At 47.8% G+C, this 22,995-nt stretch carries 21 protein-coding genes and 1 CRISPR repeat array; all 21 genes read right to left on the bottom strand.

Annotated elements, in window-relative coordinates:
• Positions 1 to 150: 150 nt before the first annotated feature.
• The gene (gene cas2, locus FS806_RS16820) at positions 151 to 441 is read right to left on the bottom strand and encodes a CRISPR-associated endonuclease Cas2 (RefSeq protein ID WP_144938964.1); all 291 of its coding nucleotides are present in this window, start codon (positions 439 to 441) and stop codon (positions 151 to 153) included.
• Between the two features lie 37 nt (positions 442 to 478).
• Complete coding sequence (gene cas1c / locus FS806_RS16815; protein WP_144938960.1) at positions 479 to 1,510, bottom strand: type I-C CRISPR-associated endonuclease Cas1c; 1,032 nt, start codon at positions 1,508 to 1,510, stop codon at positions 479 to 481.
• Positions 1,507 to 2,166 carry a CRISPR-associated protein Cas4 gene (gene cas4, locus FS806_RS16810; RefSeq protein WP_144938958.1) on the bottom strand — a complete coding sequence of 220 codons (660 nt, stop codon included), beginning with the start codon at positions 2,164 to 2,166 and terminating at the stop codon, positions 1,507 to 1,509. Before cas4 ends, cas1c begins: the two co-directional genes overlap by 4 nt.
• Entirely contained in the window at positions 2,153 to 3,001 is an 849-nt protein-coding gene (gene cas7c / locus FS806_RS16805; protein ID WP_144938956.1) for a type I-C CRISPR-associated protein Cas7/Csd2, read from the bottom strand. Before cas7c ends, cas4 begins: the two co-directional genes overlap by 14 nt.
• Positions 3,002 to 4,918 (bottom strand): type I-C CRISPR-associated protein Cas8c/Csd1, encoded by a 1,917-nt coding sequence (gene cas8c, locus FS806_RS16800; protein ID WP_144938954.1) that lies wholly within the window; start codon positions 4,916 to 4,918, stop codon positions 3,002 to 3,004.
• Between the two features lie 4 nt (positions 4,919 to 4,922).
• Positions 4,923 to 5,642, bottom strand: coding sequence for a type I-C CRISPR-associated protein Cas5c (gene cas5c, locus FS806_RS16795; protein WP_144938952.1), 720 nt, complete (start codon positions 5,640 to 5,642; stop codon positions 4,923 to 4,925).
• 80 nt (positions 5,643 to 5,722) lie between these two features.
• Positions 5,723 to 8,161, bottom strand: coding sequence for a CRISPR-associated helicase Cas3' (gene cas3 / locus FS806_RS16790; RefSeq protein ID WP_144938951.1), 2,439 nt, complete (start codon positions 8,159 to 8,161; stop codon positions 5,723 to 5,725).
• Positions 8,162 to 8,596: 435 nt separating this feature from the next.
• Positions 8,597 to 10,734: a CRISPR direct-repeat array (repeat unit 32 nt; unit sequence ATTTCAATCCACGCACTCGTACAGAGTGCGAC).
• Between the two features lie 767 nt (positions 10,735 to 11,501).
• Positions 11,502 to 11,951, bottom strand: coding sequence for an NUDIX domain-containing protein (locus FS806_RS16785; protein ID WP_260982133.1), 450 nt, complete (start codon positions 11,949 to 11,951; stop codon positions 11,502 to 11,504).
• 140 nt (positions 11,952 to 12,091) lie between these two features.
• The gene (locus FS806_RS16780) at positions 12,092 to 12,808 is read right to left on the bottom strand and encodes an MgtC/SapB family protein (RefSeq protein WP_144938949.1); all 717 of its coding nucleotides are present in this window, start codon (positions 12,806 to 12,808) and stop codon (positions 12,092 to 12,094) included.
• Between the two features lie 817 nt (positions 12,809 to 13,625).
• Complete coding sequence (locus FS806_RS16775; protein ID WP_144938947.1) at positions 13,626 to 14,093, bottom strand: GNAT family N-acetyltransferase; 468 nt, start codon at positions 14,091 to 14,093, stop codon at positions 13,626 to 13,628.
• Between the two features lie 8 nt (positions 14,094 to 14,101).
• A complete protein-coding gene (gene gatB / locus FS806_RS16770) occupies positions 14,102 to 15,547 on the bottom strand; it encodes an Asp-tRNA(Asn)/Glu-tRNA(Gln) amidotransferase subunit GatB (protein ID WP_144938945.1) in 1,446 nt (481 codons plus the stop codon).
• 15 nt (positions 15,548 to 15,562) lie between these two features.
• Positions 15,563 to 17,011: an Asp-tRNA(Asn)/Glu-tRNA(Gln) amidotransferase subunit GatA gene (gene gatA, locus FS806_RS16765; protein WP_379289993.1), complete on the bottom strand. Its 1,449-nt coding sequence runs from the start codon at positions 17,009 to 17,011 to the stop codon at positions 15,563 to 15,565.
• 257 nt (positions 17,012 to 17,268) lie between these two features.
• Positions 17,269 to 17,556, bottom strand: a complete 288-nt coding sequence (gatC, locus tag FS806_RS16760; protein ID WP_144938941.1) for an Asp-tRNA(Asn)/Glu-tRNA(Gln) amidotransferase subunit GatC — start codon at positions 17,554 to 17,556, stop codon at positions 17,269 to 17,271.
• A gap of 251 nt (positions 17,557 to 17,807) precedes the next feature.
• Positions 17,808 to 18,185, bottom strand: a complete 378-nt coding sequence (locus tag FS806_RS16755; protein WP_144938939.1) for an ATPase — start codon at positions 18,183 to 18,185, stop codon at positions 17,808 to 17,810.
• Between the two features lie 352 nt (positions 18,186 to 18,537).
• Complete coding sequence (locus FS806_RS16750) at positions 18,538 to 18,756, bottom strand: hypothetical protein (protein ID WP_144938937.1); 219 nt, start codon at positions 18,754 to 18,756, stop codon at positions 18,538 to 18,540.
• Positions 18,753 to 19,124 carry a YxlC family protein gene (locus FS806_RS16745; RefSeq protein ID WP_144938935.1) on the bottom strand — a complete coding sequence of 124 codons (372 nt, stop codon included), beginning with the start codon at positions 19,122 to 19,124 and terminating at the stop codon, positions 18,753 to 18,755. The genes FS806_RS16750 and FS806_RS16745 overlap by 4 nt, the downstream gene beginning before the upstream one ends.
• Positions 19,114 to 19,644, bottom strand: a complete 531-nt coding sequence (gene sigY, locus FS806_RS16740; RefSeq protein ID WP_144938933.1) for an RNA polymerase sigma factor SigY — start codon at positions 19,642 to 19,644, stop codon at positions 19,114 to 19,116. The genes FS806_RS16745 and sigY overlap by 11 nt, the downstream gene beginning before the upstream one ends.
• A 466-nt stretch (positions 19,645 to 20,110) precedes the next feature.
• Complete coding sequence (locus tag FS806_RS16735) at positions 20,111 to 21,304, bottom strand: M24 family metallopeptidase (RefSeq protein WP_144938931.1); 1,194 nt, start codon at positions 21,302 to 21,304, stop codon at positions 20,111 to 20,113.
• Between the two features lie 304 nt (positions 21,305 to 21,608).
• A complete protein-coding gene (locus FS806_RS16730; RefSeq protein ID WP_144938929.1) occupies positions 21,609 to 22,091 on the bottom strand; it encodes a hypothetical protein in 483 nt (160 codons plus the stop codon).
• 209 nt (positions 22,092 to 22,300) lie between these two features.
• Complete coding sequence (locus tag FS806_RS16725; RefSeq protein WP_144938927.1) at positions 22,301 to 22,726, bottom strand: hypothetical protein; 426 nt, start codon at positions 22,724 to 22,726, stop codon at positions 22,301 to 22,303.
• A gap of 19 nt (positions 22,727 to 22,745) precedes the next feature.
• A complete protein-coding gene (locus FS806_RS25820) occupies positions 22,746 to 22,892 on the bottom strand; it encodes a hypothetical protein (protein WP_186328402.1) in 147 nt (48 codons plus the stop codon).
• Positions 22,893 to 22,995 lie beyond the last annotated feature (103 nt).

The following is a 22,995-nucleotide window of genomic DNA, read 5'->3' as shown; positions in this document are numbered from 1 at the left end:
GCATTATTTGGTGCTTCTTTGGACTACGCCAAAACCGGAAATTTACCAAGGATTACCTCGAAGTGCATAGGTCATGAATAAAATTCCCGTAATCATCCATTTTACTGGTGCGAATCCCCCAGAGATTTTATGAGAGCTTCACATTCGCACTTAAAGAATAAGCGGACCTTCCACATCGAAAGACTCTTTAGCTCCGACATGATCCACTTTTCGCTTATAGTTGTCACCCAGTTGATAGAAGCGCAAGCTATCTGTCTTTGGATCGATTAATGCTACTAAATCGTATTTTAACTTCCTGAATTGCGTTGAATCTACAATACATTCAAATACAGAGTTTTGTACCCTCTGCCCATAGTCTAAACATTTTTTCGAGACCTGTCTAAGCCTCCTTCTTCCCTCGCTGGTCGTGGTGTTCACATCATAAGTAATGATAACAAGCAACCAATCACCTACTTCCATATGGTTTCATTCAGCGAACTTATTTCCATAAGAAAGGAGGATACTCATCCAAATCTCCTCTAATATATCTTGCTAGCAGCAAGGCTTGGACATGAGGGACAAGTCCCCATGCCAGCTTCTGATTTAAGTAAGGGTGCTGAATGTTCTCCTGCTTTCTCTCTTGCCACGCAGCCAAGACGGTTCTTCTCGTTTCATCGTCCATGATGACCGCACCGTTTTCTTTCCGATAAAATCCTTTATGGGTTATCCTTTTCTTATTTATTAATGACAGGACAAAACGATCCGCATAGACACTCCTTAACTCCTCCATGATGTCTAAAGCGAGCGAGGCTCTTCCCGGACGATCCCGGTGCAGAAACCCTACGTATGGATCCAACCCGACATTTTCTAAGGCGGATTTCAAATCATTCGCAAGCAAGGTATATGCAAAAGATAACAAAGCATTCACATTATCCAGCGGCGGTCGTTTATTTCTGCCTTGAAAGACGAAATGCTCGGTTTGCTGAAGAATAAGATCGTTAAATACGGAGTAATAATTCGCTGCCGCATTCCCTTCCAACCCTCTTAACCGTTCCAAATCCTCAACTTCCCGGACCAATAGCATAGCTTCCGATAACACACTGGAAACCGACTTCAGTTTAGGCACATTGACTCGCAAGGGATGATCTCTTGTCGCGCGCTCTAAAATCCATTTACTGTTGTATATTTTTCCAAGAATGAAGTTTCTGGCAGCAATAGCGCTTCTCTTTTCATCATCCGATATGCGGTATTGTTCCTTTCTTAAGACGACATTTCCTCTTGTTTCTCCAGTCATTCTCGCCAGGAAATTTCCATTTCTCGTCATGAAAGTAAATGCAATATTTCTTTTGGCACAGGCCCCCATCAGTGCGGGGCTTGCCCCGGTATAGCCAAAAGTGCATATCGCCTCTAAATTATGCAGCGGGACTCGCCTTAGCTTTTCTCCTTCTACGGTTACTACAACATTTTCTCCGTCTAGTGAAAGGTAGGCATCCGGCAGGGTTACGAACAAAGTGTTTAATAACTTTTTCATTCCCTTAACCTCCCTTCAATATAGCTGGCAACGGATCTCTTGTGCATGAGTTCAGGAACACAAATATGCTGAAGCGAACAATTTCGGCAGTGCGGACCCGTCTTTACTTTCGGTGTATGATTTTTGAGAAAATATTGACGCATTTCAGCAAAATGGCTTTCCACTTCTTGACGATATTCGGCTGTAAGGGGTACTTCAACCCTGTGTTTAATTTCATTGTAGAAAAGAAACCCTATCTCAATCTCACAAAGCAGCATTTCTTCCAGACAAATCGCTTGGGCGGTCAATTGTAAGATATCCGAATGATCTTTCTTCGGTTTCCCTCGTTTATACTCAACGGGAAAGGGGAGGAAGAGTCCTTCCTCGCCCGCTAAAGAAATGCCCTTGGGATCCCGAACGAATTCAACAACATCGCAAACTCCGGTTACACCTAGCCTTTTGGAATGTACGGGGAGTCCCCTGACGACCAGCTTGTCTCCTCTTTTTTCACGGATCATCGGTTGATCTGCCCGCTGATGCATATGCTGACCTTCAATAGTTAGTACATTTTCTTCCCATTGTTGTTCTATATGAATAAGTGCCCACTGTCTTCGGCAAAAGATAAAATGCTGGATGCCAGAGAGCAGCAAATAATCTTCTTCGTTATAAACCTTCATAGACTTCTACTTCGAGACCTTCCAGCTTATTTGGAATTAAAGTGTCGCTATATCCTTCCTTGAGCACATCACCTAAAGTACGATGTACCTTGGCAGACGAATATTGGCCTAGCTTGGAGTTATGCTCCCACCAGTACACTTTGTTCACTTCCATACTTCCGTCAGGACGAGCAGAAGAAGTATCATTGGCGAACAAAGTAATCAGCGCTTGCTTAATTTTCTCAGCATCCTCATATGTAAATCCTGTTTTTTCCGCCAATTGCGGGTTTATGCTGCCGTAGAAAACATAGACCCCATAATCCACCCTGTGCTTCAACCCCATCGTATCGGAGGTTTTCTTATCGGGATCTTTCGTGTTCGTTGTGGAATTAACGCTCTTCGTAATTTGCATCGTGGATATATCGATCGGTTCGAGGCTTACTGCCGTATGGATCGATACCGGGCCTCTGATGCCAATAGACACCTCCGAGCCACTGAAGGCGAATACTTGTCCGAAACTGCGAACATCCATCCATGACTCACAGGCGATTTTGGAGTACAAAATATTATCCTTCGTCTTCCCCTTGGCATATTTCTGTAATTCTTCGTTACCATCCACACGATCTTTAATACTGCGATAACCGTCATCACGTCTCTCATCTGATTGCACGAGAATCGATTCCCCCATATCTTGCAGGCGATTGCGAATTTTCCGCTTAATGCATACATCCGAAATTTCGCCATGACCATCATAATTTTGACGAGGGCGGTTCCCGTTAAGCGGGTCTCCGTTCGGGTTAGCATTACGAACCGTCAACACTACAGCAAAATCAATTTTTCGATCCAGAACACTCATTTATATCTCTCCTTTTTCTTCAGCTTGTTCTTTTTCAGCTTCTTTTTCTTTTTTACTTTTATATAGATCATGTCTCTGACTGTAAAAACCTAGCAAATATAAGCCACTCAACGGTTTATCTGTAAAATCCTCCGGCTTCAGCATGGAACCTACCTCATCCAGCAATGAATTAAAATACTTCAGCTTGGCTCCCAATTTCGCTTGATGCGGTTGAAGATTAGACTGGATGATCGTCCAAGTTCTTTGCGGACGCTGGGCGAATGCATTCATATAGCGAATGGCATTGGTTGCTCTTTTTTCATCGGGATCAAGCGAGCTTCTCTCCAGTACATCCGCTATCGCCAGCAGTCTGCCAAATAAATAGTCCCGATTGTCGTTCGTTACATCTAATCCCACTTCAAAGCCCTCCTTCTCGTATGTTTTTCTTACGAGTGCGCAAGTGATACTCAGCGTTTTTTCCCATTCCCAACCTTCCATTGCAACTGGGTTGGAAGCTCTATTGATGGCGCTCCGTACGATGTCCAGCGGAATAGCTCGTTCATCCACAATGGAAGGCAGCATTCTTTCCATTAATCCCTTGACAATCTTGTCACTGGCCTTGGATCCGTAAGCGGCAAATGCGATATCTCTTGTCGCCGGCGCCCCTTTAAATTGCAGAATTTGGTTGTTCTCGTCTTTTTTGTAACGATGCAGCCAATAGCACGATTTATGCCAGGCTTCAATACGGTCAAGAAACAATTCTTTATTCATCTCTCGATAATAAACGATCGCCATCCGTCCCGGTGTGGCTGCTTCGAGAATCATTATATTCACTTCGGGCTGATATTCCAGATCATGCTTGTACCCCGCAATCGCCAGACTTACTTGATTGGCATAAGCTTGATGGGCCCGGTCCCCAACCGTCGCTTGTTCGACTTCATCGTAAATCCCATGAAGAGATGTCGTATCCGCATACGGATCCGGAACCTCATGATTGTCGGTCCCCCATACGAGGAATACTTTGCCGTCGATCGTATACCCTTGCTTCTCTACAAGCCATTTAAGTGCATTATGGGCTTTCTGAGAAACTTCATAGCTGATCGAGGCTGCATCTTTGCTTTGTTTAAAACGGCCGCGAAACGTGAATCCGCTCGTATCATTCGCGGAAATCAATTTCGCCATATCTGCCGCATGTCTGATCCGCGATGCATGTCTTTCTGTAGACGAACGTTCTTCTCCGGAAATGTAGCATAAATCCTTTACTTGCAAGGTACTCTCGTAATATCGAATGAACGATTCATAAACGCTTTTGTCTCGCCATAGTCTTGACTCTGGTTCTCCGATGACATTTACGGCAAAACGGACAAAGGCATCGCTTTGATTCGATGTCACCAGCCTATAGATGTCGGGTCTGAACCCATACTGCTCCTCCAGCTCCTTGCTCCACTTTTCGATAAAACGCCCCTTCTCATCCACATACAAAATTTTAGCCTCTACCAGGTCTTTAACCAGTTGTCCTTTGCAAAGATAGGTATACACGCTCTTAACTTTCGGATGGGCATACTCTGAATCGCACCAGGCTTTCAGCTGTTTCAGATAGTCTTCGTGGGGATTGGTCTTCTTGGCGGTACCGCCATATTGTAAATAATCCCCGGCAACATACATCAACTTATCGTGCAGCGGATGGGGTACAGGTGCACTTGTTCGACTGCCCGAAGCCTCCGTACAAGGTATAACGGTGCTTGCCTCGTTCTTGTCGACCACCTTCGCAGATACGAAATTTCCATCCTGATCCAATGAAACTTCAATCTGAGCTTGTTGGGTGGTATGGGATACGGGAATAAGGGCAAATTCTTGATCGTTATGCTTCTTCTGAAATTCCCCGATCACTTCCGTGTTATTTTCATAGGTTCGATATAATTGCCGCAGCCAAGTCATTTAATCACCCCTTCTCCGCAAACATCTCTTGGTGTAATTCATCAACAGACTGTAAATTGGATGAATCAAATGCTTTCGGCGACATTTCGCCAATCGGACGGACTAGCGAACATTCCTCAGGACGAATAAAATTAATCACGCCCTGCTTCATCACCGGCTGCCACAATCGCGTTTCCAGCACATGGTTACCCGTTTCATCAGGATAATTTAAGCCGTGCACCATCACGCCAAAGTTAATTTCTCCCTTGTAATTATCGTAGAAACCTTCCCCCTCGCCATAAACACAAGGCTCAACGTAGCCCTGACATTCCCGAGCCCCCAGGAAAATATCCCTTCTCCCGCCAGCAGCGACAGCCCTCTTGGCAATATTATGATGCTTGTGCTCGTTACGATCATATTCCAGATCTTCACGATGAAGGTTAAACTCGAAATGAGCCCTTACCTGATAGCGAACATCGCGTAAATAAGTGTAGTAGGCCAGCGTATTTCCTCCACTATATTCAATGGGACGAATTCCCTTCGATTCGGTCTGAATCGGATTCATGACCCGCACTTCATCCACAAACCAGATAATCGTAGGTTTCCAATAAATGGATTCAACAATCCCTTTCAAGCTTTGGTAGGTCGGAACTTGATACGTCATTTTCTCCCCGCCAATCTTGGTCAGGGGATCGGTAAACAGCGCATATTTTCCGTAAACTTCAAATTCAATCTGATTCCGCAAAGGAGCACCTCCTGTAAAAGAAAAACTATTTCCTAAACCACCCGTAATAGTAGAGCCTTCTATTTAAACCGAAGGGATTCTCATATGATTTCAGGCGACCAAACTCCTTCTCCCTTTAAATCAAGCCCCATCTCGTCTGTATATGCCACTTCCTTCAGAGCATAAACATTACCATGCAGCAAAACATCGATATTCTGAGCTTGATCCAATTGCTTGAGTTCATGGGTATAAAGGTTAATGACATATTGTTGGGCTCTCCTTAGTAAAGAAGTAAGCTGCCCGCTATCCAATTCACCATTTAAATCGGCTATGATCTCTTTCGCCTCATCATTGTATGGGACAAGTACCGAAGTGGTAGGTTGATCAATCACCTGAAAATATTTCTCCACAGTAGCGAAAGATTGTTTACTGACGAGCCGCACATTCATCCCGGATTTACGCTGCAGCCCAGAGGAATAATCTTTATTTAAATCCAGCAAGTCAAACGCATTCTGCCTAATATTAGGGATCCAATAATCCAACTCACCTTCAATATCATGATAATAGTACTCAAAGTACTTCTTCATTGCTTCAGGAGATAACAAGTCGTTACCGAATACTTCCGGCCTGCGGGCAAACTCTTCCAAAATACGCGCTGTTTTCTCAGCACCTATTCGAATTTCCTTAAGCTTGGACAACTCTTCGTCCGAAGATTTGATCACATAAACGTTACGAATTTTATCCTTGCCATGCCGATTGCATCTTCCGGCCGCCTGTGCAATCGAATCCAAACCCGCCAACGAACGCATGACGCATTGAAAGCTAATATCGACACCCGCTTCAATCAGTTGTGTGCTTATGCAGATGACTCTTTGGCCGTCCGTCTCCAGTTGTCTTTTGACATTTTCCAGCACTTTCTTCCGGTGCGCCGGGCACATGCTCGTGCTTAGATGGAATAGCTTGTAGGAATGCTGTTTCCGTTCGGCTTTATCATTTAATTCTTCGTAGAGCTTGCGCACAGCCGTTTTCGTATTTAGAATGACTAGCAAACTATCTACCTTTTCCATTTCAGTCAGAATAAATTTCTTTAATTCGCTCGCGTTATAGCCTTCTGTAGTCGTTTTGTCAACAATATTAACTCTCTTGAAGCTTTCGCTAACGCGCTTCAGGTCTTGTACCATTTCTGAATTTGTTGGAATTTTCAATTTATTCTCCACATAGTCCAGCGCTGGCTGTGTCGCCGTGCATAACACAATGCTTGATCGCCCGAAGCTGCTGAGGAAATTGAGTGCTTCATTAAATAAAGATATACATTTAACAGGAACCGATTGGACTTCGTCAAAAATCAGAACCGAGTTAGCCAGATTGTGTAACCGCCGTACATTTCTGGTCCCTCTGGAGTAAAACACATTCAAAAATTGCACCATCGTTGTGAAAATAATTTGACTTTCCCAATTATCTTTGGCCAGTTTGAGCTTCTTTTTCTTCAGGTCGTATGCTTCATCCCCGCTCCCATCCTCGTGCTCTTCAATGACGTTCGAATGATGCTCAATAATGTTTAGATCATTCTTCAAAATTTTTCTGATCTGCTCAGCGTTCTGCTCAATTATGGTTGTGTAGGGGACGATGTAAATGATTCGATCCTTCCCATATTCGATAGCATGCTTGAGAGCATAACGTAAACTGGCTAATGTCTTGCCGCCCCCGGTTGGAATAGACAGGGTATAAATTCCAGATGGTTTGGATGCGAACTGCTCACATTGATCCGACATCTCACTTCTGAGCCTATGGATGGGGTGTTCCGAATCTTTCCCTTCACGAAAAGAAACGATGGTTTCCATTAAAGCGGTATAGCACTCCCTAAAAAAAGAAGCGCTATCCAAAGAACGCTCTGCCTGCTCTTCATTTTCCTCAAATGTTCGGGTATTGGTTCGATCCGCATCGATCAGGCAGCTAAAAATGTACTTTTGGATAAAAGAGAAGGTAATAGGCTTCAGCTTGTGCTGCTGCCTGTATTTAATGATTGTTTCCGCTTCACGCACAGCCTGGTTAAAATAGCTTTCCAATTCGGCCGGTCCCATCTGTTGCTGGAAAAAAGTCGCTATAGCATGCTCAAATTCCGGAATCTCCTTCTGTTTCACGCGTTCTAAATAAGGCGATGACAAATCAGGGGATATAAAATCTCGTAAGCCGCCATGGTGCGAAAGAATGCACATGCTGATCCACTCTGCTGTCAGTTGTTCAAGAGCGGATCTTGCCCCTGCATGAAATTGTTGATATATAAGTTTCCCGCCTGCAGTAGAATGATCAACGCTCCCCCTCTGTGGCGGATGATTCGGATTCGCTACTGCTTCCTGAATGTAATCTTTAAAGGCTTCGCTATTCTTGCCCAAATCATGTAACAAACCTGCCAACCCTGCTAAATGCTTGACTCCTATCTTTCCGCCAAACCTTTCGCTGAGCTTCGACACCTCTTCTAAATGCGTCTGCACCGTTTGAATAGCCCCGTCACTTTCGCGAATATGCGCAATATAGCCCATGACTCTCCTCCTAATGCTCGCTATCATAAACGTTACAAGTCATGCTTCTATGCGGGGAGCGATTTTATAAATATGGACTTGTGTTTATTAAGAAAGTTAAAAAGGGTTAGCAAATTGCAATGAATGACAACTTAGTTGACCCCACTCCTTTCATTGCTGATCCTAATAATGCAATTATGAATATAAAGAAAGAAAAACCAACCCCTCCATTTCATAGGATTAATTTCCTATATTTATCATTCGACATAGCCAGACAAACTCCTCCATTATACCCACTTTCATTTGTTACAAAATTGTAAACCGTTTCCAATACGAACAAAAACAAAAAAGGAGCCCTACTATTTGCAGTCTCCTATGATTGATTCGAATGGCGAGCAGTCGATACACTCTGTAGAGTGGGAGCGTTTGGGATACGCTGGACGCCATGCGCATGATATTTCAATCCACGCACTCGTATAGAGTGCGACGCTCCATCATTCAGGAGTATGAGCGTCGCGCTGTTATATTTCAATCCACGCACTCGCGTAGAGTGCGACCGAATTACGGCGAACCGTTAACGGACGACCAATTTCGATTTCAATCCACGCACTCGTACAGAGTGCGACCATTGTTTCGTCCCGGGTGAGCTGCCGACCTCTCTATTTCAATCCACGCACTCGCGTAGAGTGCGACAATCAAAATATCCCTTTTCACCTGTGACTGGATGGCAATTTCAATCCACGCACTCGTACAGAGTGCGACCTGCAATAAATTACGTGAAAAACACCCGCAGCTGGCTGATTTCAATCCACGCACTCGTACAGAGTGCGACTGAAATATACACCATTGATCAAAAAAATGAGGAAATAATTTCAATCCACGCACTCGTACAGAGTGCGACCCAAATAAACCTATGGAGGTAGCCCAATGACCAAAATTTCAATCCACGCACTCGTACAGAGTGCGACGACAACGCAACGAGCAGCGCCTAATCGGACTCTATACATTTCAATCCACGCACTCGTACAGAGTGCGACTCGAACGATCAAATTCAAAAGCCCTCTTTAAAGCAATAATTTCAATCCACGCACTCGTACAGAGTGCGACATATTACGGTTCCACGACGATCGATCCAGTACGTCACATTTCAATCCACGCACTCGTACAGAGTGCGACGTACAATTTCGGTATACGGACCGTGTCGGTCTGCATTTCAATCCACGCACTCGTACAGAGTGCGACCTGGAAAGACGAAGAGGGCCACGAGTGCCAGAAGTTGCGATTTCAATCCACGCACTCGTACAGAGTGCGACAACTAGCGAAATAGGACCGTTTACAGCGCCTTATAATATTTCAATCCACGCACTCGTACAGAGTGCGACCCGCCAGTGGCGCATACAATTACGTTAAAAAGCGGCCGATTTCAATCCACGCACTCGTACAGAGTGCGACGACCGTCTTGCCAGACTTCGACCGGTTTTCTGAAATTTCAATCCACGCACTCGTACAGAGTGCGACTCCGCTTGCCCCTCGAAAATCTCGCGGCCATGTGCATTTCAATCCACGCACTCGTACAGAGTGCGACTTAAGCGGCAACTTGGCGACCGACTCCGATAAGATGCATTTCAATCCACGCACTCGTACAGAGTGCGACTGTACCGGGAGTGGTGACGGTGTATGAACCTTAAAGATTTCAATCCACGCACTCGTACAGAGTGCGACGAAACTCTTCAAGGTAGATAATGGACTTGTGGTCGATATTTCAATCCACGCACTCGTACAGAGTGCGACCAGTACAAAATGCGTGCCAAATCAGAGGGGGAGGAATTTCAATCCACGCACTCGTACAGAGTGCGACTTCATCGTATTCTCACCTCCCCATCAACTCGCTAATTATTTCAATCCACGCACTCGTACAGAGTGCGACAGGGCAAGGGTAAATTCAACGGCACAGATGACCCATTTCAATCCACGCACTCGTACAGAGTGCGACCATCAAGCGGATTGATTCCCTTATACCCATATCCGTATTTCAATCCACGCACTCGTACAGAGTGCGACGATGCAGGGGGAGGACAAATTCCCCTCACGTCGATTTCAATCCACGCACTCGTACAGAGTGCGACGATCAAGTTCATCCAAGTGTTTCCCATCACGATCGCGATTTCAATCCACGCACTCGTACAGAGTGCGACCTTTAATTCTGCTAGGGTTCCTCGGGCTATGTCGGATTTCAATCCACGCACTCGTACAGAGTGCGACGGTACCCCTACCAGTATACCCCCAGGGGGAGGGTATTTCAATCCACGCACTCGTACAGAGTGCGACTTGTTATTCATTCGTCTTAAGAGCGATTCACTCCAATTTCAATCCACGCACTCGTACAGAGTGCGACTAAACAATAACCACTCGATGGCTTTTTTCATAGTGATTTCAATCCACGCACTCGTACAGAGTGCGACAGGAATCAGAGCAGCATCCTAACAAGGGCTACGCATTTCAATCCACGCACTCGTACAGAGTGCGACACTATGATCCGAATATCATCTACGACCGCGACAAATTTCAATCCACGCACTCGTACAGAGTGCGACAGGGTGCTGCCAAATCCAGCATACCATAAGGGCTCAAACAGTTAAAAGTGCGAACCTCTATTTTGTAAGGATCATACTGCCGACAAAACCTGCAAAAATGCCAAAAACCCGCGTCGTTACGCCGGTGCGAGTTTCCCGGGGTTTTCATGTGAGCTATAGGTTCGCACTTTGTTCAAACTAGACCTGATTACGCATTATTCACTAATATTTTGTAAATATTTCCAAGTAAAGTAACCTATTGAAAATAAGGCCTTCAAACTTTTCTTTCCAAAACCAGATCGCACTCCTGCTTTACCTTCTAAAGTTACGACGTCAATTAAAGGAGCAAGGCCATCAAGGACCTGCAAAAGTGCAGGTCTTCAGAACGATTTTAGCCAAAAACAGCAAAAGACGTGCAATTGTGCAGGTAAATTCAGCCATTTTAATTAATTTTCAGCGTTTTGCGGAAAATCACCTGCACTTTTGCTCGTCATTCCCGAGATTTACCGGAATTACGCAAAAAGACCTGCACTTTTGCTTGTCTTTGGCGCTTCGTCGGTTGCGCATTAGAACAATTCCCGCGAAGACATCCACTTTCGCTTGTCTTTGCAGCAGCGTCGGTAGAACACGCCTGACGCTCCCATATTAACATGCACTATTGCTCGTCTTCGGGACAAATCCAGTACAGCGCATCGGTCGCTCCCTATAAGCATGCACTTTTGCTTGTTTTGAAGCAACACCGCTGCCACTACATCGTGCTCGAATTTGGAGAAGCTATTTCCGGCTTACTAATATCGCCGGACTTCTAACCAAGAGGGCGAAAAAGCCTCGAACATCGTAAAGCCCCTGAGGAACCTGTCCACTTGTTTCAGAAGCTCGCCCTCCAATGGCCGCCAACCAACCTCCTGCAGAAATGGCATATCCCAGCCCTCATACTCGGGATCGTATCCGAGGGAAAGCTCGCCTTGTGCAACCTCTGCCAGGAAAGTAATCGTGGAAGCGTAGCCCTGCCATATATGGGGGAAGACTTCGACACCAAGACACTGCAAAGGGCGGACGGATAAGCCCGTCTCTTCCTTGAGCTCACGCACTACCGCTTGTTCCGGGCTTTCCCCGGCTTCTATTCCTCCCCCGGGAAAGCACCAGTAGTACTGAGAAATATAATGGTCGTAATGGCGAGCCATCAGTATTTTGCCCCGGTCGATAATGATTGCCTGAGCCCGTTGTTTTCTTATCAATGGCCGATCCCCCAGTCTAAACCAACTTCATCCCTGCCGCACTGCGGAGTCCACGCTAACCTTTTCTATCCACGGCAGCAATTTAACTCCACAAAGCTACCAGCAAGGAAGGCTTGGAGACGCGAATCCGAATGAGCCTTCTAAGCGGATTCCACGCTGACCTTTTCTATTCCCGGCAGGAGCTTCATTTCTTCGGTAATGGTGATCAGCAAGGAAGGCTTGGAGACGCGAATAAGGATGGACAGCGTCAGCCGCTCATGTTTTTCCGCATTCTCTTCCGATTCCCAATCGTTTTCTTCCATCGAAATCTGACGGATCGTGATTCCTTTTCTCTCCAAATTGGACGAGATATGGGTCAGAGTTCCGTGCTTCTGGTTCGTCACTAGTTTCAGCCAATAGGTTCGCCGGTTCTCGAAATATTTCTTCTCTACAATATTCAGTGTCCACAGGCTAATCAGAACTACCGCCGTAGAAAGAAACGCCGCGTAGTAGAAGCCTGCCCCTACCGATAATCCGATAGCCGCGGCTACCCACAGTGAAGCTGCAGTCGTCAGCCCCGTTATGGAAAAACCGTTGCGGATAATGGTTCCCGCTCCGAGAAAACCGATCCCGGGAATAACCTGTGCGGCCAGACGCGCCGGATCCAAACGAACATTCCCTTCGTCCACAAAAGCGGAAAAACCGTACATGGAGAGGAGCATGAGCAAAGCCGATCCGACACAGACAAGAATATGAGTCCTTAAGCCCGCCGGGTGATTGTTCTTCTCGCGCTCCAGACCAATTAACCCTCCCAGGAGAAGGGCGAGAACGAGGCGGATGGTTAAATCCAGCGGTTCAATATGCCACGGGTCCACAATACCCCCCCTTTCTTCAAAATCACTTGCAATCCGCTTATATTTGTAATGATTCAGCCTTAAGTCGCTAAATTAGCATATGACCATTTAACTGCAACCATACAATCTTCTATCTTTATTGTCAAACCTATGAAGGCAATGTTGATTTAGTGTCTTGATCGGGTCGGGTAAATGATTCGCTCCCGGGCCCCCACAATGAAGACGGATAACGCTCCTTTTCAGCAAAAACAGCCGTTGCCCCTTTTGAGAAGATAGTCTTATAGTAATAAACGGCTCAAAACCATATTCTGTTCCTGAAAGATCCGTCGCCTCCATGATGACTAGATGGAATTTATGCAGTTAGTTCATGCTTTGATCACCAGATAACCGGAACTAGATGGAAAACCTGCAGTTAGAAATGGGGATTGGGAGGAAAAGATTAGATTTGGTCTGAACTAGCTGTATGTTTTCCCGTTAGATTGCAATAAATCGTCTAATTCAGCGTATCTAACTTCATAAAATCCAGTTAGCCCCCCATGCCTCTGACTGCGGCACCGGCGGATGATGAAAATAGCCGGATTTTCAAGGTAGTTTTTCCGGAGTCTACTCGCAGAGATAGGAAAACAGGCACTGTTTTCTAGGTTGAGCTAGGCTGAGCCAATAAAAAAAGCTTCTATTGAAGCCTTCTCGGAGAAGTCGTCGAATCCATCTTTAGCAGAAGCTTTTTATGCCAATAGGAATCTTTGTTTACATTGTATTAACGCTGTAAAGAACTTGAAGATCCCTATGTGGTAAAACAGCCGGTTTTCACCGGCTGTTTGACAAAGCTTATCAAATGGATTTATCGGGGCACGGTCTTCATTAAACGTAAGAGGACGAGGCCGGGAGCAACCTCCCGGCGGCTTTCCTCCACATACCCGTGCTTGGTGTAAAGACGGATGGCCGGTTCATTCTTGGCCGCCGCCGTAACGAAGAAGCTTGTACACTCCTGCTCCTGCTGTTCAATAAATCGCAGCAAGGCAGAGCCTATCCCTTGACGGAAGCGGTCGGAACGGACCATCAGACGGCAGATCGTCACCGTTTGGCCCTCTCTCTCGTAGGCTATGGCCCCGGACAATTCCCCATCCGTTCCTTCCGGGAAATAGCCATAGAACCTCTCCTTGGATTCCATTAAAGACGCTATGGTATCCTTCAACGGCGGAATATCATCGTATTCGATCCTCTTCGCTTCGACCAGATAAGAATCCATCTGAAGCCGAAGTACACGAAGAGCTTCTTCATTATTGGTCAATCGAATCCGTTCGATCATCTCTTAATCTATTGCTGCAGGCGTTCCATGATCAGCTTGTTGACCACTCCCGGGTTAGCCTTGCCCTTGGTTTCCTTCATAACTTGACCTACGAGGAAGCCGACGGCCCGGTCCTTGCCGGCCTTGAAGTCAGCCACAGACTGAGGATTGCTGTCGACCACTTTATCGACGATCGCCTTGATGGCCCCTTCGTCGCTGATCTGAACGAGCCCTTTCTCCTCGACGATCTGCCCGGGCTCCTTGCCGGTCTCGATCATTTCTTTGAAGACGGTCTTGGCAATCTTGCTGCTGATCGTGCCTTTCTCGATCAAGCCTATCATCTCGCCCAAGCCTTTGCCGGTAATCTTAACATCGGACAGTTCCAGATTGTTGGCGTTCAAATACCCGAGCAGTTCACCCATCATCCAGTTGGAAACGGCTTTGGCATCCTTCGTATACCCAAGGCTTTCTTCGAAGAAGTCAGCCAGCTCCTTGGACGAGGTCAGAACCTCGGCATCATAGCTAGGCAGTCCATATTCGCTCGTATATCTGGCCTTCCGCGCATCGGGAAGCTCCGGAATCGAATTGCGGACTCGGGTTTTCCATTCGTCATCAATATGCAGCATAACCAGGTCCGGATCCGGGAAATAGCGGTAATCATGTGCCTCTTCCTTGCTCCGCATGGAGATGGTTTTCCCCTGCGCCTCGTCCCATCTGCGCGTCTCCTGAACCACTTTCTCTCCCCGGTCGAGCACTTCCGCTTGGCGGATTTCCTCGTATTCGAGTCCTCTCTGAACCCCGCGGAAAGAGTTCATATTCTTAAGCTCGGCTTTCGTTCCGAACTTCTCCTGACCGTATGGACGGATGCTGATGTTGGCGTCGCAGCGAAGCGAGCCCTCTTCCATCTTGACATCGGACACTTCACAATATTGCATGATCGCCTTAAGCTTCTCCAGATAAGCTCTGGCTTCTTCCGGCGTACGAATATCCGGTTCGGAAACAATTTCGATCAGAGGCGTCCCTACACGGTTGAAATCAACCAGGGAGGCATAGCCTCCGTCTACGTGCTGCAGCTTGCCCGCGTCCTCCTCGAGATGCAGGCGGTTGATGCCGATCCGCTTCGTCTCCCCGTTCACCTCAATCTCGATCCAGCCATGCTCCCCAATCGGTTTATCATACTGGGAGATTTGGTAAGCCTTCGGCGAATCGGGATAGAAATAGTTTTTACGGTCGAATTTCGTATCGGTCGCCACCTGGCAGTTCAAGGCCATGGCCGCTTTCATCGCGTATTCCACCGCTTGCTTATTCAATACCGGCAGCACACCGGGATGCCCGAGACAAATCGGACATGTCTGGGAATTGGGCGGAGCTCCGAACGATGTCGAGCAGCCGCAAAATATTTTCGATTTCGTATGAAGCTCAACGTGAACTTCCAGCCCGATCACGGTTTCGTATTTTTTTGCTGTGGTAGTCATCAGTTTCGCTCCTTCCTACAATTGCGGACGCAGCTTATGGAATTCGGTGTTCTGCTCGAACGCGTGAGCGACACGCAGCACCGTAGACTCGTCCAATGCTTTGCCGATAATTTGCAGTCCTACCGGCATACCGTCCACCAGACCGCAAGGAACGCTTATCGCGGGAATTCCTGCCAGGTTGACCGGCACTGTTAAAATATCGTTCAAATACATCGTCAGCGGATCATCGACCTGGCTGCCTATTTTGAAAGCAGGCGTAGGAACGGTAGGTCCGACAATGACGTCATATTTGGCAAACACGTTGTCAAAATCCTGCTTGATCAGCGTCCGCACCTTCTGCGCTTTGACATAGTAAGCATCATAATAACCGGAGCTTAATGCATAGGTTCCGATCACGATTCTCCGTTTGACCTCCGGTCCGAAGCCCTCGCTGCGCGAGAGATGGTAGAGATCCAGCAGATTCTCCGCATTTTCCGATCTCTTGCCGTAACGTACTCCGTCAAACCGGGCCAGGTTCGAAGATGCCTCCGAAGAAGAAATCAAATAATAAGCCGCCACCGCATATTCGGTATGAGGCAGGGAAACCTCTTCCCATACGGCCCCTTGGGCTTCCAGCACTTTAAGAGCGGCCAATACGGCTTCTCTTACCTCCGGAGCCACTCCTTCTCCGATATATTCTTTAGGCACACCGATTTTAAGCCCTTTGACATCCCCGGTAAGTGCGCTGGAATAATCCGGAATAGAGACGTTCGCAGAGGTGGAATCCATCGGGTCATGCCCGGCAATCGCCTGCAGAACATAAGCTGCGTCTTCCACGTTCTTCGTCATCGGACCAATCTGGTCAAGCGAAGAAGCGAATGCGACGAGACCAAACCGGGACACCAGCCCATAGGTCGGCTTCAGCCCTACAATTCCGCAGAAAGAAGCCGGTTGGCGAATCGAACCTCCCGTATCCGATCCCAGGGAGAAATAAACCTCTCTGGCCGCTACGGCCGCAGCCGATCCACCGCTGGAACCGCCAGGAACATATTCCGTATTCCAGGGGTTATAAGTCGGATGGAAAGCGGAGTTCTCGTTGGAGCCTCCCATAGCGAATTCATCGAGATTCAATTTACCCATCAGAACAGCCTGCGCTTGCTTCAGCTTCTGCACTGCCGTCGCATCATAAATCGCCTTATAATTGGAGAGGAACTTGCTCGCACATGTAGTGAGGGACCCTTCCGTAAGCATATTATCCTTGATTCCCGCAGGAAGTCCGAACAGCAGCCCCTGCTCCCCTCCCGAAGCTAACTGCTCGTCCAGCTCGCGGGCAACCCGCTTCGCATTATCCTCATCCACCTGCAAAAAGGCTTGAATCTTCCCGTCTACTTCTCCAATACGGCGAAGCGACTGTTCAACCAGCTCGGTCACGCTAAATTCCTTGCCGGCCAGTCCTTTATGTATTTCTTTTAAAGAGCGATCCATCAAAGACAACTCCGTGTCCTCCTTTCAAAATTGGGCAATGACTGGAGGTGCGGTGATATACCCGAGCACTTCGCGCCGAATTAGGACAATCGACACGCTCTTATCCTCCGATTTCACCAATCATTCTCAGGTTGAAATCCGGGATAACAGCCTATGCTTCCGAAAGCCGGATTTCTCACGAAAGCTTGTAGACCACTGCCGCTTTCCAGTTTGTATATTTGTACTTGCGTTCATTAATTTCGCCTGACTTCAAGCGGCTATTCCAGAATGGCAGGAACTTTAAACTGTCCTTCTTCTTCATCCGGCGCATTAAGGAACACTTTATCGAGCGGAAGGGACGGGCGAACCTCATCTTCCCGCATAACGTTGGACATCGGAACGACATGGCTGGTCGGCTCGACTCCATCGGTATCAATCGAGTTCAATTGCTCCGCATATTTCAAAATGGCGTTAAGCTGACCGGTAAAGGTCTGCTTCTCCTCCTCCGTCAGATCGAGGCGGGCCAGTTTGGCAACATGCTCAACATCCTGCATGGATATACTCATCTGTACGACATCCTTTCTAGGTACAATCATTCTTTTTATTATATCTCAGTTGTTTTTCTAACTCAATCATCAGCTTGTCCGTCGTTCCAAGGGAAGGGGAGAGCGGCACGGCAAAAAAAGGCATCCTTCCAAAGAGCGGTTAACGTCTTCTTCAGAAACATGCCTTTCTACAAGAAAGATCGGGCATTCCCGTTAATATACGCAGCTCTTGCCGTCCCGGAAAAATGTCGTGTCCGATGCGGCCGACGAGATTAAATCCAGGCCCTCAGGTTGATTTGCTTGATAAAATCCTCCCGGGACAATACTTCCTTATCGCTCTCCGTCTCCAGCTCCAGATCCTCTCCGTTCAGGACCCGGCGGAACAGTTCCTCGTTCTTCGTAGCCAAAGCGAAGTCGATCAGAGCTTCTCTCTCTATCCGATCCGCCTCCTGCTGAATCAGAACTTCCTCCAGTTCAATATCCGCAGCCGGAACGAAATAATGTTTGTTCACTTTCGGAACCCGTATGACATAATCGAAGATATTATCCGCATTACGGTCATAAGCGATTATATATCCATATTCTCCTATCGGCAAATTCTGCTCGAGTTGATCGTCCACTATACATATTCTTTGACCCAATCGAAGCATTTGTTCTCCCCCCTTGCCCCTAGCGGCCGTGTCTGAAAGCGTGGCCTGTTTCCATAAATAATAGATTATGGACTCTATCCTACTAAAAAAAGATTACGGTGTCCAATGGAAATTCGCGTATCCTGTTCCCCACCTCATCCTTTTCTTCTTATTATAATCTATTATTCGGCAAATTAGACCGTGTTCGTATAGAGAAACCCGAACATCGACATATTTTCTGCAGGGGCAGCCGATTTCCTTCGCAAAAAACAGCATATGCACCATATATCATGACGGAGCCGAATAAGCCTATAACACCATTGGCCACATGGGATCAGAACTCCCGACATGAAGCGACGGCGCGCCGATCTTTTTACCGCTTATCTTCCTTTCTTCTGCGGAAAATTTTAACCACAAGAAACAGATATAGTATACCGGGTAAAGGAATGGTCGTCAGCCCCCATATCCCCCAGAACCATGGGTAGCATTCCCTCTTCCTTGCATCCAGAAAGAGCCATGTGCTCTGTACCAGCAGAAGCGGGATAAGGAGAAGAAAGATATAGGGGGACACTTCCGTAAATTGCGGCTTCATGCGCCCACCTTCCTTCTTCGTTGGATCCACCATAGTGCAGCCGGGACTAACACACAGGCGAATATTTGAAAGACCATGTAAACGGAAGGGATGTTCAGCATAGATGCGACGGTCAGGCTCAGAACAATAGCGGCGATGGTAAAGAACAACAGCAGATCACGAACCAGCTTCTTTCTCAACTGCTTGCGATGCTGCAGGATCTGTTCCTCAAACCAATGAAGGTTGGGGGAAAATACCGGGACCGACTGTTCAAGCTTATCCAGACCCTCCCGCAATTCCTTGACCATCTCGCTATCTATTTCATTAACCTCATTCTCAAGAGCCTTCTCGGAGCCGGACAAGCGGCTGTCTGTCGGTTTACTCTTCATCTGCGTTCAACTCCTTCCTCAGCGTTTTTAAACCATGGAACACCCGGGATTTCACGGTTCCCGCAGGAATGGACATCATTCGGGCAATTTCATCGTAGGCATAGCCGTAATAATGCTTAAGAATAATCGGAATCCGATATTCATAAGGCAAACTATGGACGGCATCCAGCACTTCCGGCCAATCCTCCCCTTGCCGGGCCATATGCCACTTGATTTTGCGCAGGGCCGCTTCCTGATCCAGCCACAGCTTCTCCCGCTTCTTCCGGCGCAGCATGTCAATATATAGCCGGGTAGCTATAGTCATAAGCCAGGAAGAGAAGCTGGATTGCCCATTGTACAGCTTAATTTTCTCCATTGCTTTCATCATCGTATCCTGCGCTATATCCTCAGCTATATGAGGCTCCATGGTCACTTTGATTAAATAGCGTACCACCATGGAATAATGGCTCTGGAGGAGAATAGCGAGCGCATGGCTGTCTCCCGCCTGAGCTTTCCGGATCTGCTCCCGCTCCTCAGACAATCCTTACCCTCCATTCGGCTTCTTCTGCGATCAATCTGGTTTTCTTACTGTTATTGTGGTTATTTTTACACATTTTCATCTTGCGAAGCTTCGAGTGCCCGTCGAGAAACCTGTGACAAAGCTTCGCTTCTTTTTTGCCGCATTCAGCTATGATGGAAAGTTCGGCCCATACGGCAGGTATAGCTGTCCATTCCCTTCATTCTCCAAAACCGCTGATTTTCGACCCATGGGCCAAATCATCCGGTTCATCCAATAGTACGAACAGCTAGAAGCCAAAGTTCATTCCGAACGAAAAAAAATCTGCCGGAGCGTTTCGCACTGCACGAGACTCCCAGTGCGCGGTGTTTGACGACCCATGACGGTGGTCAACTATATGTTGCTGAGAAGCGGTCGCATTCGGAAACCCTATTGATCAAAAAAGAAAAACCAACCAGGCGGTTCCTGATCGGTTAGTAAATGGAGCGCATCATCTTCCGCCCAAGCGGATAAGCCCTTCGCGCGAAACAGACAGCTTCTCGAATCCGTCATCGGTAATCAGATAAGTATTCTCTATCCCGACGACTCCGCGCTCGGGGAACGTGAACTTGGGCTCGATCGCTATCACCATTCCGGGCTCCAGCGGGAGACGGAATCCTCGCGCCAGCACCGGCAGTTCATCTACCTCCAAGCCGATCCCGTGCCCGAGAAATTTCACCTGATCCTGTCTGAAGCCCATATAGTGCTCGCTCAAGCCGGCCTGCTCGGCGAGCTCCAGGGATTGAATATACAATTGCTCGCAGGAGGTGCCGGGGACCAGCTTCTCCTCCGTGCGTCGTAAAATATGCTCCGCCACCCGGTAAGCTCTGTCCAGCTCTTCTTCCAATTCGCCGATGACCATCGTTCTCGTCTGGTCAAAGACGTAACCGTCTATGCAGCAGCCAATGTCCACGAGGATAGGCTCATTCGGTCCTATCGTTTTGTTCCCCGAGCTCTGCGGGCTTGCAGGGCCCAGACCTTCTCCTCCCGCCGGTCCGTCAAAATATGTCGGAATGGCCATGGCTCTGCCCGAGCCCACCATTCCCGTAATAATCTCCTGATTATAGCCTCGCATTCTCATAAGCCCCATATGACCGTGCTCACGCATCGTCGCCTCGATCACCGTCATTAGCTCGACATCCCTCATTCCGATCCTAGCAGACGCGGCCGCCTTCTCGAAGGCAAGATCGGTCACGACAGCCGCTCTCCGGATCGCCTCGATTTCCTCCGGCCCCTTGATCATGCGGATTTCCCGCACCAGCATCGTTCCGTCCTTCCATTCCACCATAGGGATAGCCGCTTGAAGCCTATGAAATAATTGGACGGGAAGCACATCGAATTCGGTCGCGATTACAGCTTTTCCTTCATTCGAGAACAATGAGGGATAGCGGGCCTTTAACCGCTCTCCCAAGCTGCGCAGAGACCCGAGCTCCTCGACCTCGACACCGGATTCCGACTGCGCACGGGTCAAGCTCCTGCGGACATAAAACACGGGATTTCCTTCTGACGGTATAAACAAGAACCCGGTCTGCATCGTTCCGGTAAAGTAGTAGATATCCACATTCTGCGTCACCAAAAAACCGTCGATCTGCTGAGCTCTCATCCTACTCATAAGCTTCTCGCGACGGGTCATAAACACATCCATTCACAGTCCCCCTGTTCGGTTTCATGCATAATCTTCGTCCATTTCTTTCAATGGTTTCATTATACACAGAACCAGGAGGTCAAGCATCCTCTGAGGATAACCGGAAACAGCGCACTTATGACTGTTTTTCTTGAAGAAACGCCCCATCGTTCCCCCTGATCAACCCGCGATTACAAATATATGATGTCAGAACAACAGGGTGCGACGTTGAAAACTACTTCAGCTTGTCCGGTCCGATCAATTTCACAATCCTCGCACTCGTATAACGATAGAATGTCCTGTCCCGGATTTTGGCCAGTATTTTTTAGAACGTCAGTTCGGAGGAGCTTTTGATTTCCCACGTAATCGGCCCTAACACTTGGAACGTACGGGGAAACTCCAGCCGGATAATCATTACGACTCCGGGACGGTGGAACAAGACCGAGTAATCGTATAACGGATTGGAATATAGATAAGGAAATGTCTTATCCTCATTAATGACTTCAAAGGCCAGAAGCTCCACCGGCTGGCGCAGGAACGTTCCCGGAAGCGGGCGGTTGGCGGAATCCAAACGCAGGTTGGCCTGCAAATAACGGTCGGCGGTTTCCCTGGCCCGAACAGGATCGATGGAGATAATCCCCTGCGCCAGCTTGGCGTTATTGACTTGCTGGGCTGCAGCATGAGTTGCATAGTTCAGGGCATGCTTGGCGTTAAACAGAGTATGCATAGCCAACTCCTCATCGGTCTGAAGAGCTTGCATCGTCATATAGAAACCTATTAACAAAAAGAACAACAGGAGCTTATTCATCCATCACCCCGCCCCTTCCAGCTTCTTCGTTCTATCGCGCGGCACCGGGCCGGGAATAACAAGTGATAACGGTTCTCGGTTCTTCATGGATAGGAGTCCGGCGTTCTAAGAGAGATCAATCCGCCGGTAAGAAGGCTCGTTGGAGCCTTTAAACAGCTTTTCCGGTTGACAAGACATTCGGATCCGCTTCTAGCCCCTTGCTGCAAGGGTCAGGGAACATACTCGCTCATCTTCATTCCTACCGCCGCCATTAATGATCCGTCGTCAGGGGGGATCACACCGACCAGCCGGTCAATCGCAAATAACCCTCCATAGGGATATGTAATCATCAATCGAATTCCTTCGCCGCGGGGCACGGGCTCGGCCGCACGGGTTCCTCCCCTTCCATGGGTCGTCGTCACGATATAGTTCAGATCCGCGCCGACGAAGCCTCTCTCCTCCAGCCTGAGCCTGGATTGTCCAATCATTCGCGCATCAATGTAGCCATAGGCTCCGCTTGCTCCCACCTCCAGCAAGTAATCGACTTCCTTCTGCAGAACGGCTTGTCTCGTAATAATCACATGCTTATATACCGGAGCGAACATAAACCAGCACAGCATCGATACGAACAGGATAAAAACCAGGATTTGCTTCATCTATTACCACCTTGGTTCCTTACGGATTTATGCTCTCAATAACGGAATTGATCCGCGAGCCGCCGGAGCGGACCATCTCCTCTGTTCCGTCCTTTCCTCCTACCGTTGAATTGAAAATAAGAATGACTGCCAGCAGCAGCAGCAAAGTAATCAGTAACGATCTCATGATCGAATGGCGACGAACCTCCATGCCGTAAGGTCAGGGAGAAGCCGCCTCTCCTTTCCGCGGAATGAATTTGCCCCTCCTCAGGCATAGGCAGAGTTTATCT

The sequence above is a fragment of the Paenibacillus sp. 32O-W genome, assembly GCF_007679495.1.
Classification (GTDB): domain Bacteria; phylum Bacillota; class Bacilli; order Paenibacillales; family NBRC-103111; genus Paenibacillus_L; species Paenibacillus_L residui.
This window is presented reverse-complemented; position numbering and strand designations above follow the sequence as displayed.

What these genes read in the sequence shown, in the direction of transcription:
- cas1c (WP_144938960.1), bottom strand. Translation starts at nt 1,510, where the DNA reads ATGAAAAAGTTATTAAACACTTTGTTCGTAACCCTGCCGGATGCCTAC.
- cas4 (WP_144938958.1), bottom strand. Translation starts at nt 2,166, where the DNA reads ATGAAGGTTTATAACGAAGAAGATTATTTGCTGCTCTCTGGCATCCAG.
- cas7c (WP_144938956.1), bottom strand. Translation starts at nt 3,001, where the DNA reads ATGAGTGTTCTGGATCGAAAAATTGATTTTGCTGTAGTGTTGACGGTT.
- cas8c (WP_144938954.1), bottom strand. Translation starts at nt 4,918, where the DNA reads ATGACTTGGCTGCGGCAATTATATCGAACCTATGAAAATAACACGGAA.
- cas3 (WP_144938951.1), bottom strand. Translation starts at nt 8,161, where the DNA reads ATGGGCTATATTGCGCATATTCGCGAAAGTGACGGGGCTATTCAAACG.
- FS806_RS16775 (WP_144938947.1), bottom strand. Translation starts at nt 14,093, where the DNA reads ATGATCGAACGGATTCGATTGACCAATAATGAAGAAGCTCTTCGTGTA.
- gatB (WP_144938945.1), bottom strand. Translation starts at nt 15,547, where the DNA reads ATGACTACCACAGCAAAAAAATACGAAACCGTGATCGGGCTGGAAGTT.
- gatA (WP_379289993.1), bottom strand. Translation starts at nt 17,011, where the DNA reads ATGGATCGCTCTTTAAAAGAAATACATAAAGGACTGGCCGGCAAGGAA.
- gatC (WP_144938941.1), bottom strand. Translation starts at nt 17,556, where the DNA reads ATGAGTATATCCATGCAGGATGTTGAGCATGTTGCCAAACTGGCCCGC.
- FS806_RS16755 (WP_144938939.1), bottom strand. Translation starts at nt 18,185, where the DNA reads ATGCTTCGATTGGGTCAAAGAATATGTATAGTGGACGATCAACTCGAG.
- FS806_RS16750 (WP_144938937.1), bottom strand. Translation starts at nt 18,756, where the DNA reads ATGAAGCCGCAATTTACGGAAGTGTCCCCCTATATCTTTCTTCTCCTT.
- FS806_RS16745 (WP_144938935.1), bottom strand. Translation starts at nt 19,124, where the DNA reads ATGAAGAGTAAACCGACAGACAGCCGCTTGTCCGGCTCCGAGAAGGCT.
- FS806_RS16735 (WP_144938931.1), bottom strand. Translation starts at nt 21,304, where the DNA reads ATGGATGTGTTTATGACCCGTCGCGAGAAGCTTATGAGTAGGATGAGA.
- FS806_RS16730 (WP_144938929.1), bottom strand. Translation starts at nt 22,091, where the DNA reads ATGAATAAGCTCCTGTTGTTCTTTTTGTTAATAGGTTTCTATATGACG.
- FS806_RS16725 (WP_144938927.1), bottom strand. Translation starts at nt 22,726, where the DNA reads ATGAAGCAAATCCTGGTTTTTATCCTGTTCGTATCGATGCTGTGCTGG.
- FS806_RS25820 (WP_186328402.1), bottom strand. Translation starts at nt 22,892, where the DNA reads ATGAGATCGTTACTGATTACTTTGCTGCTGCTGCTGGCAGTCATTCTT.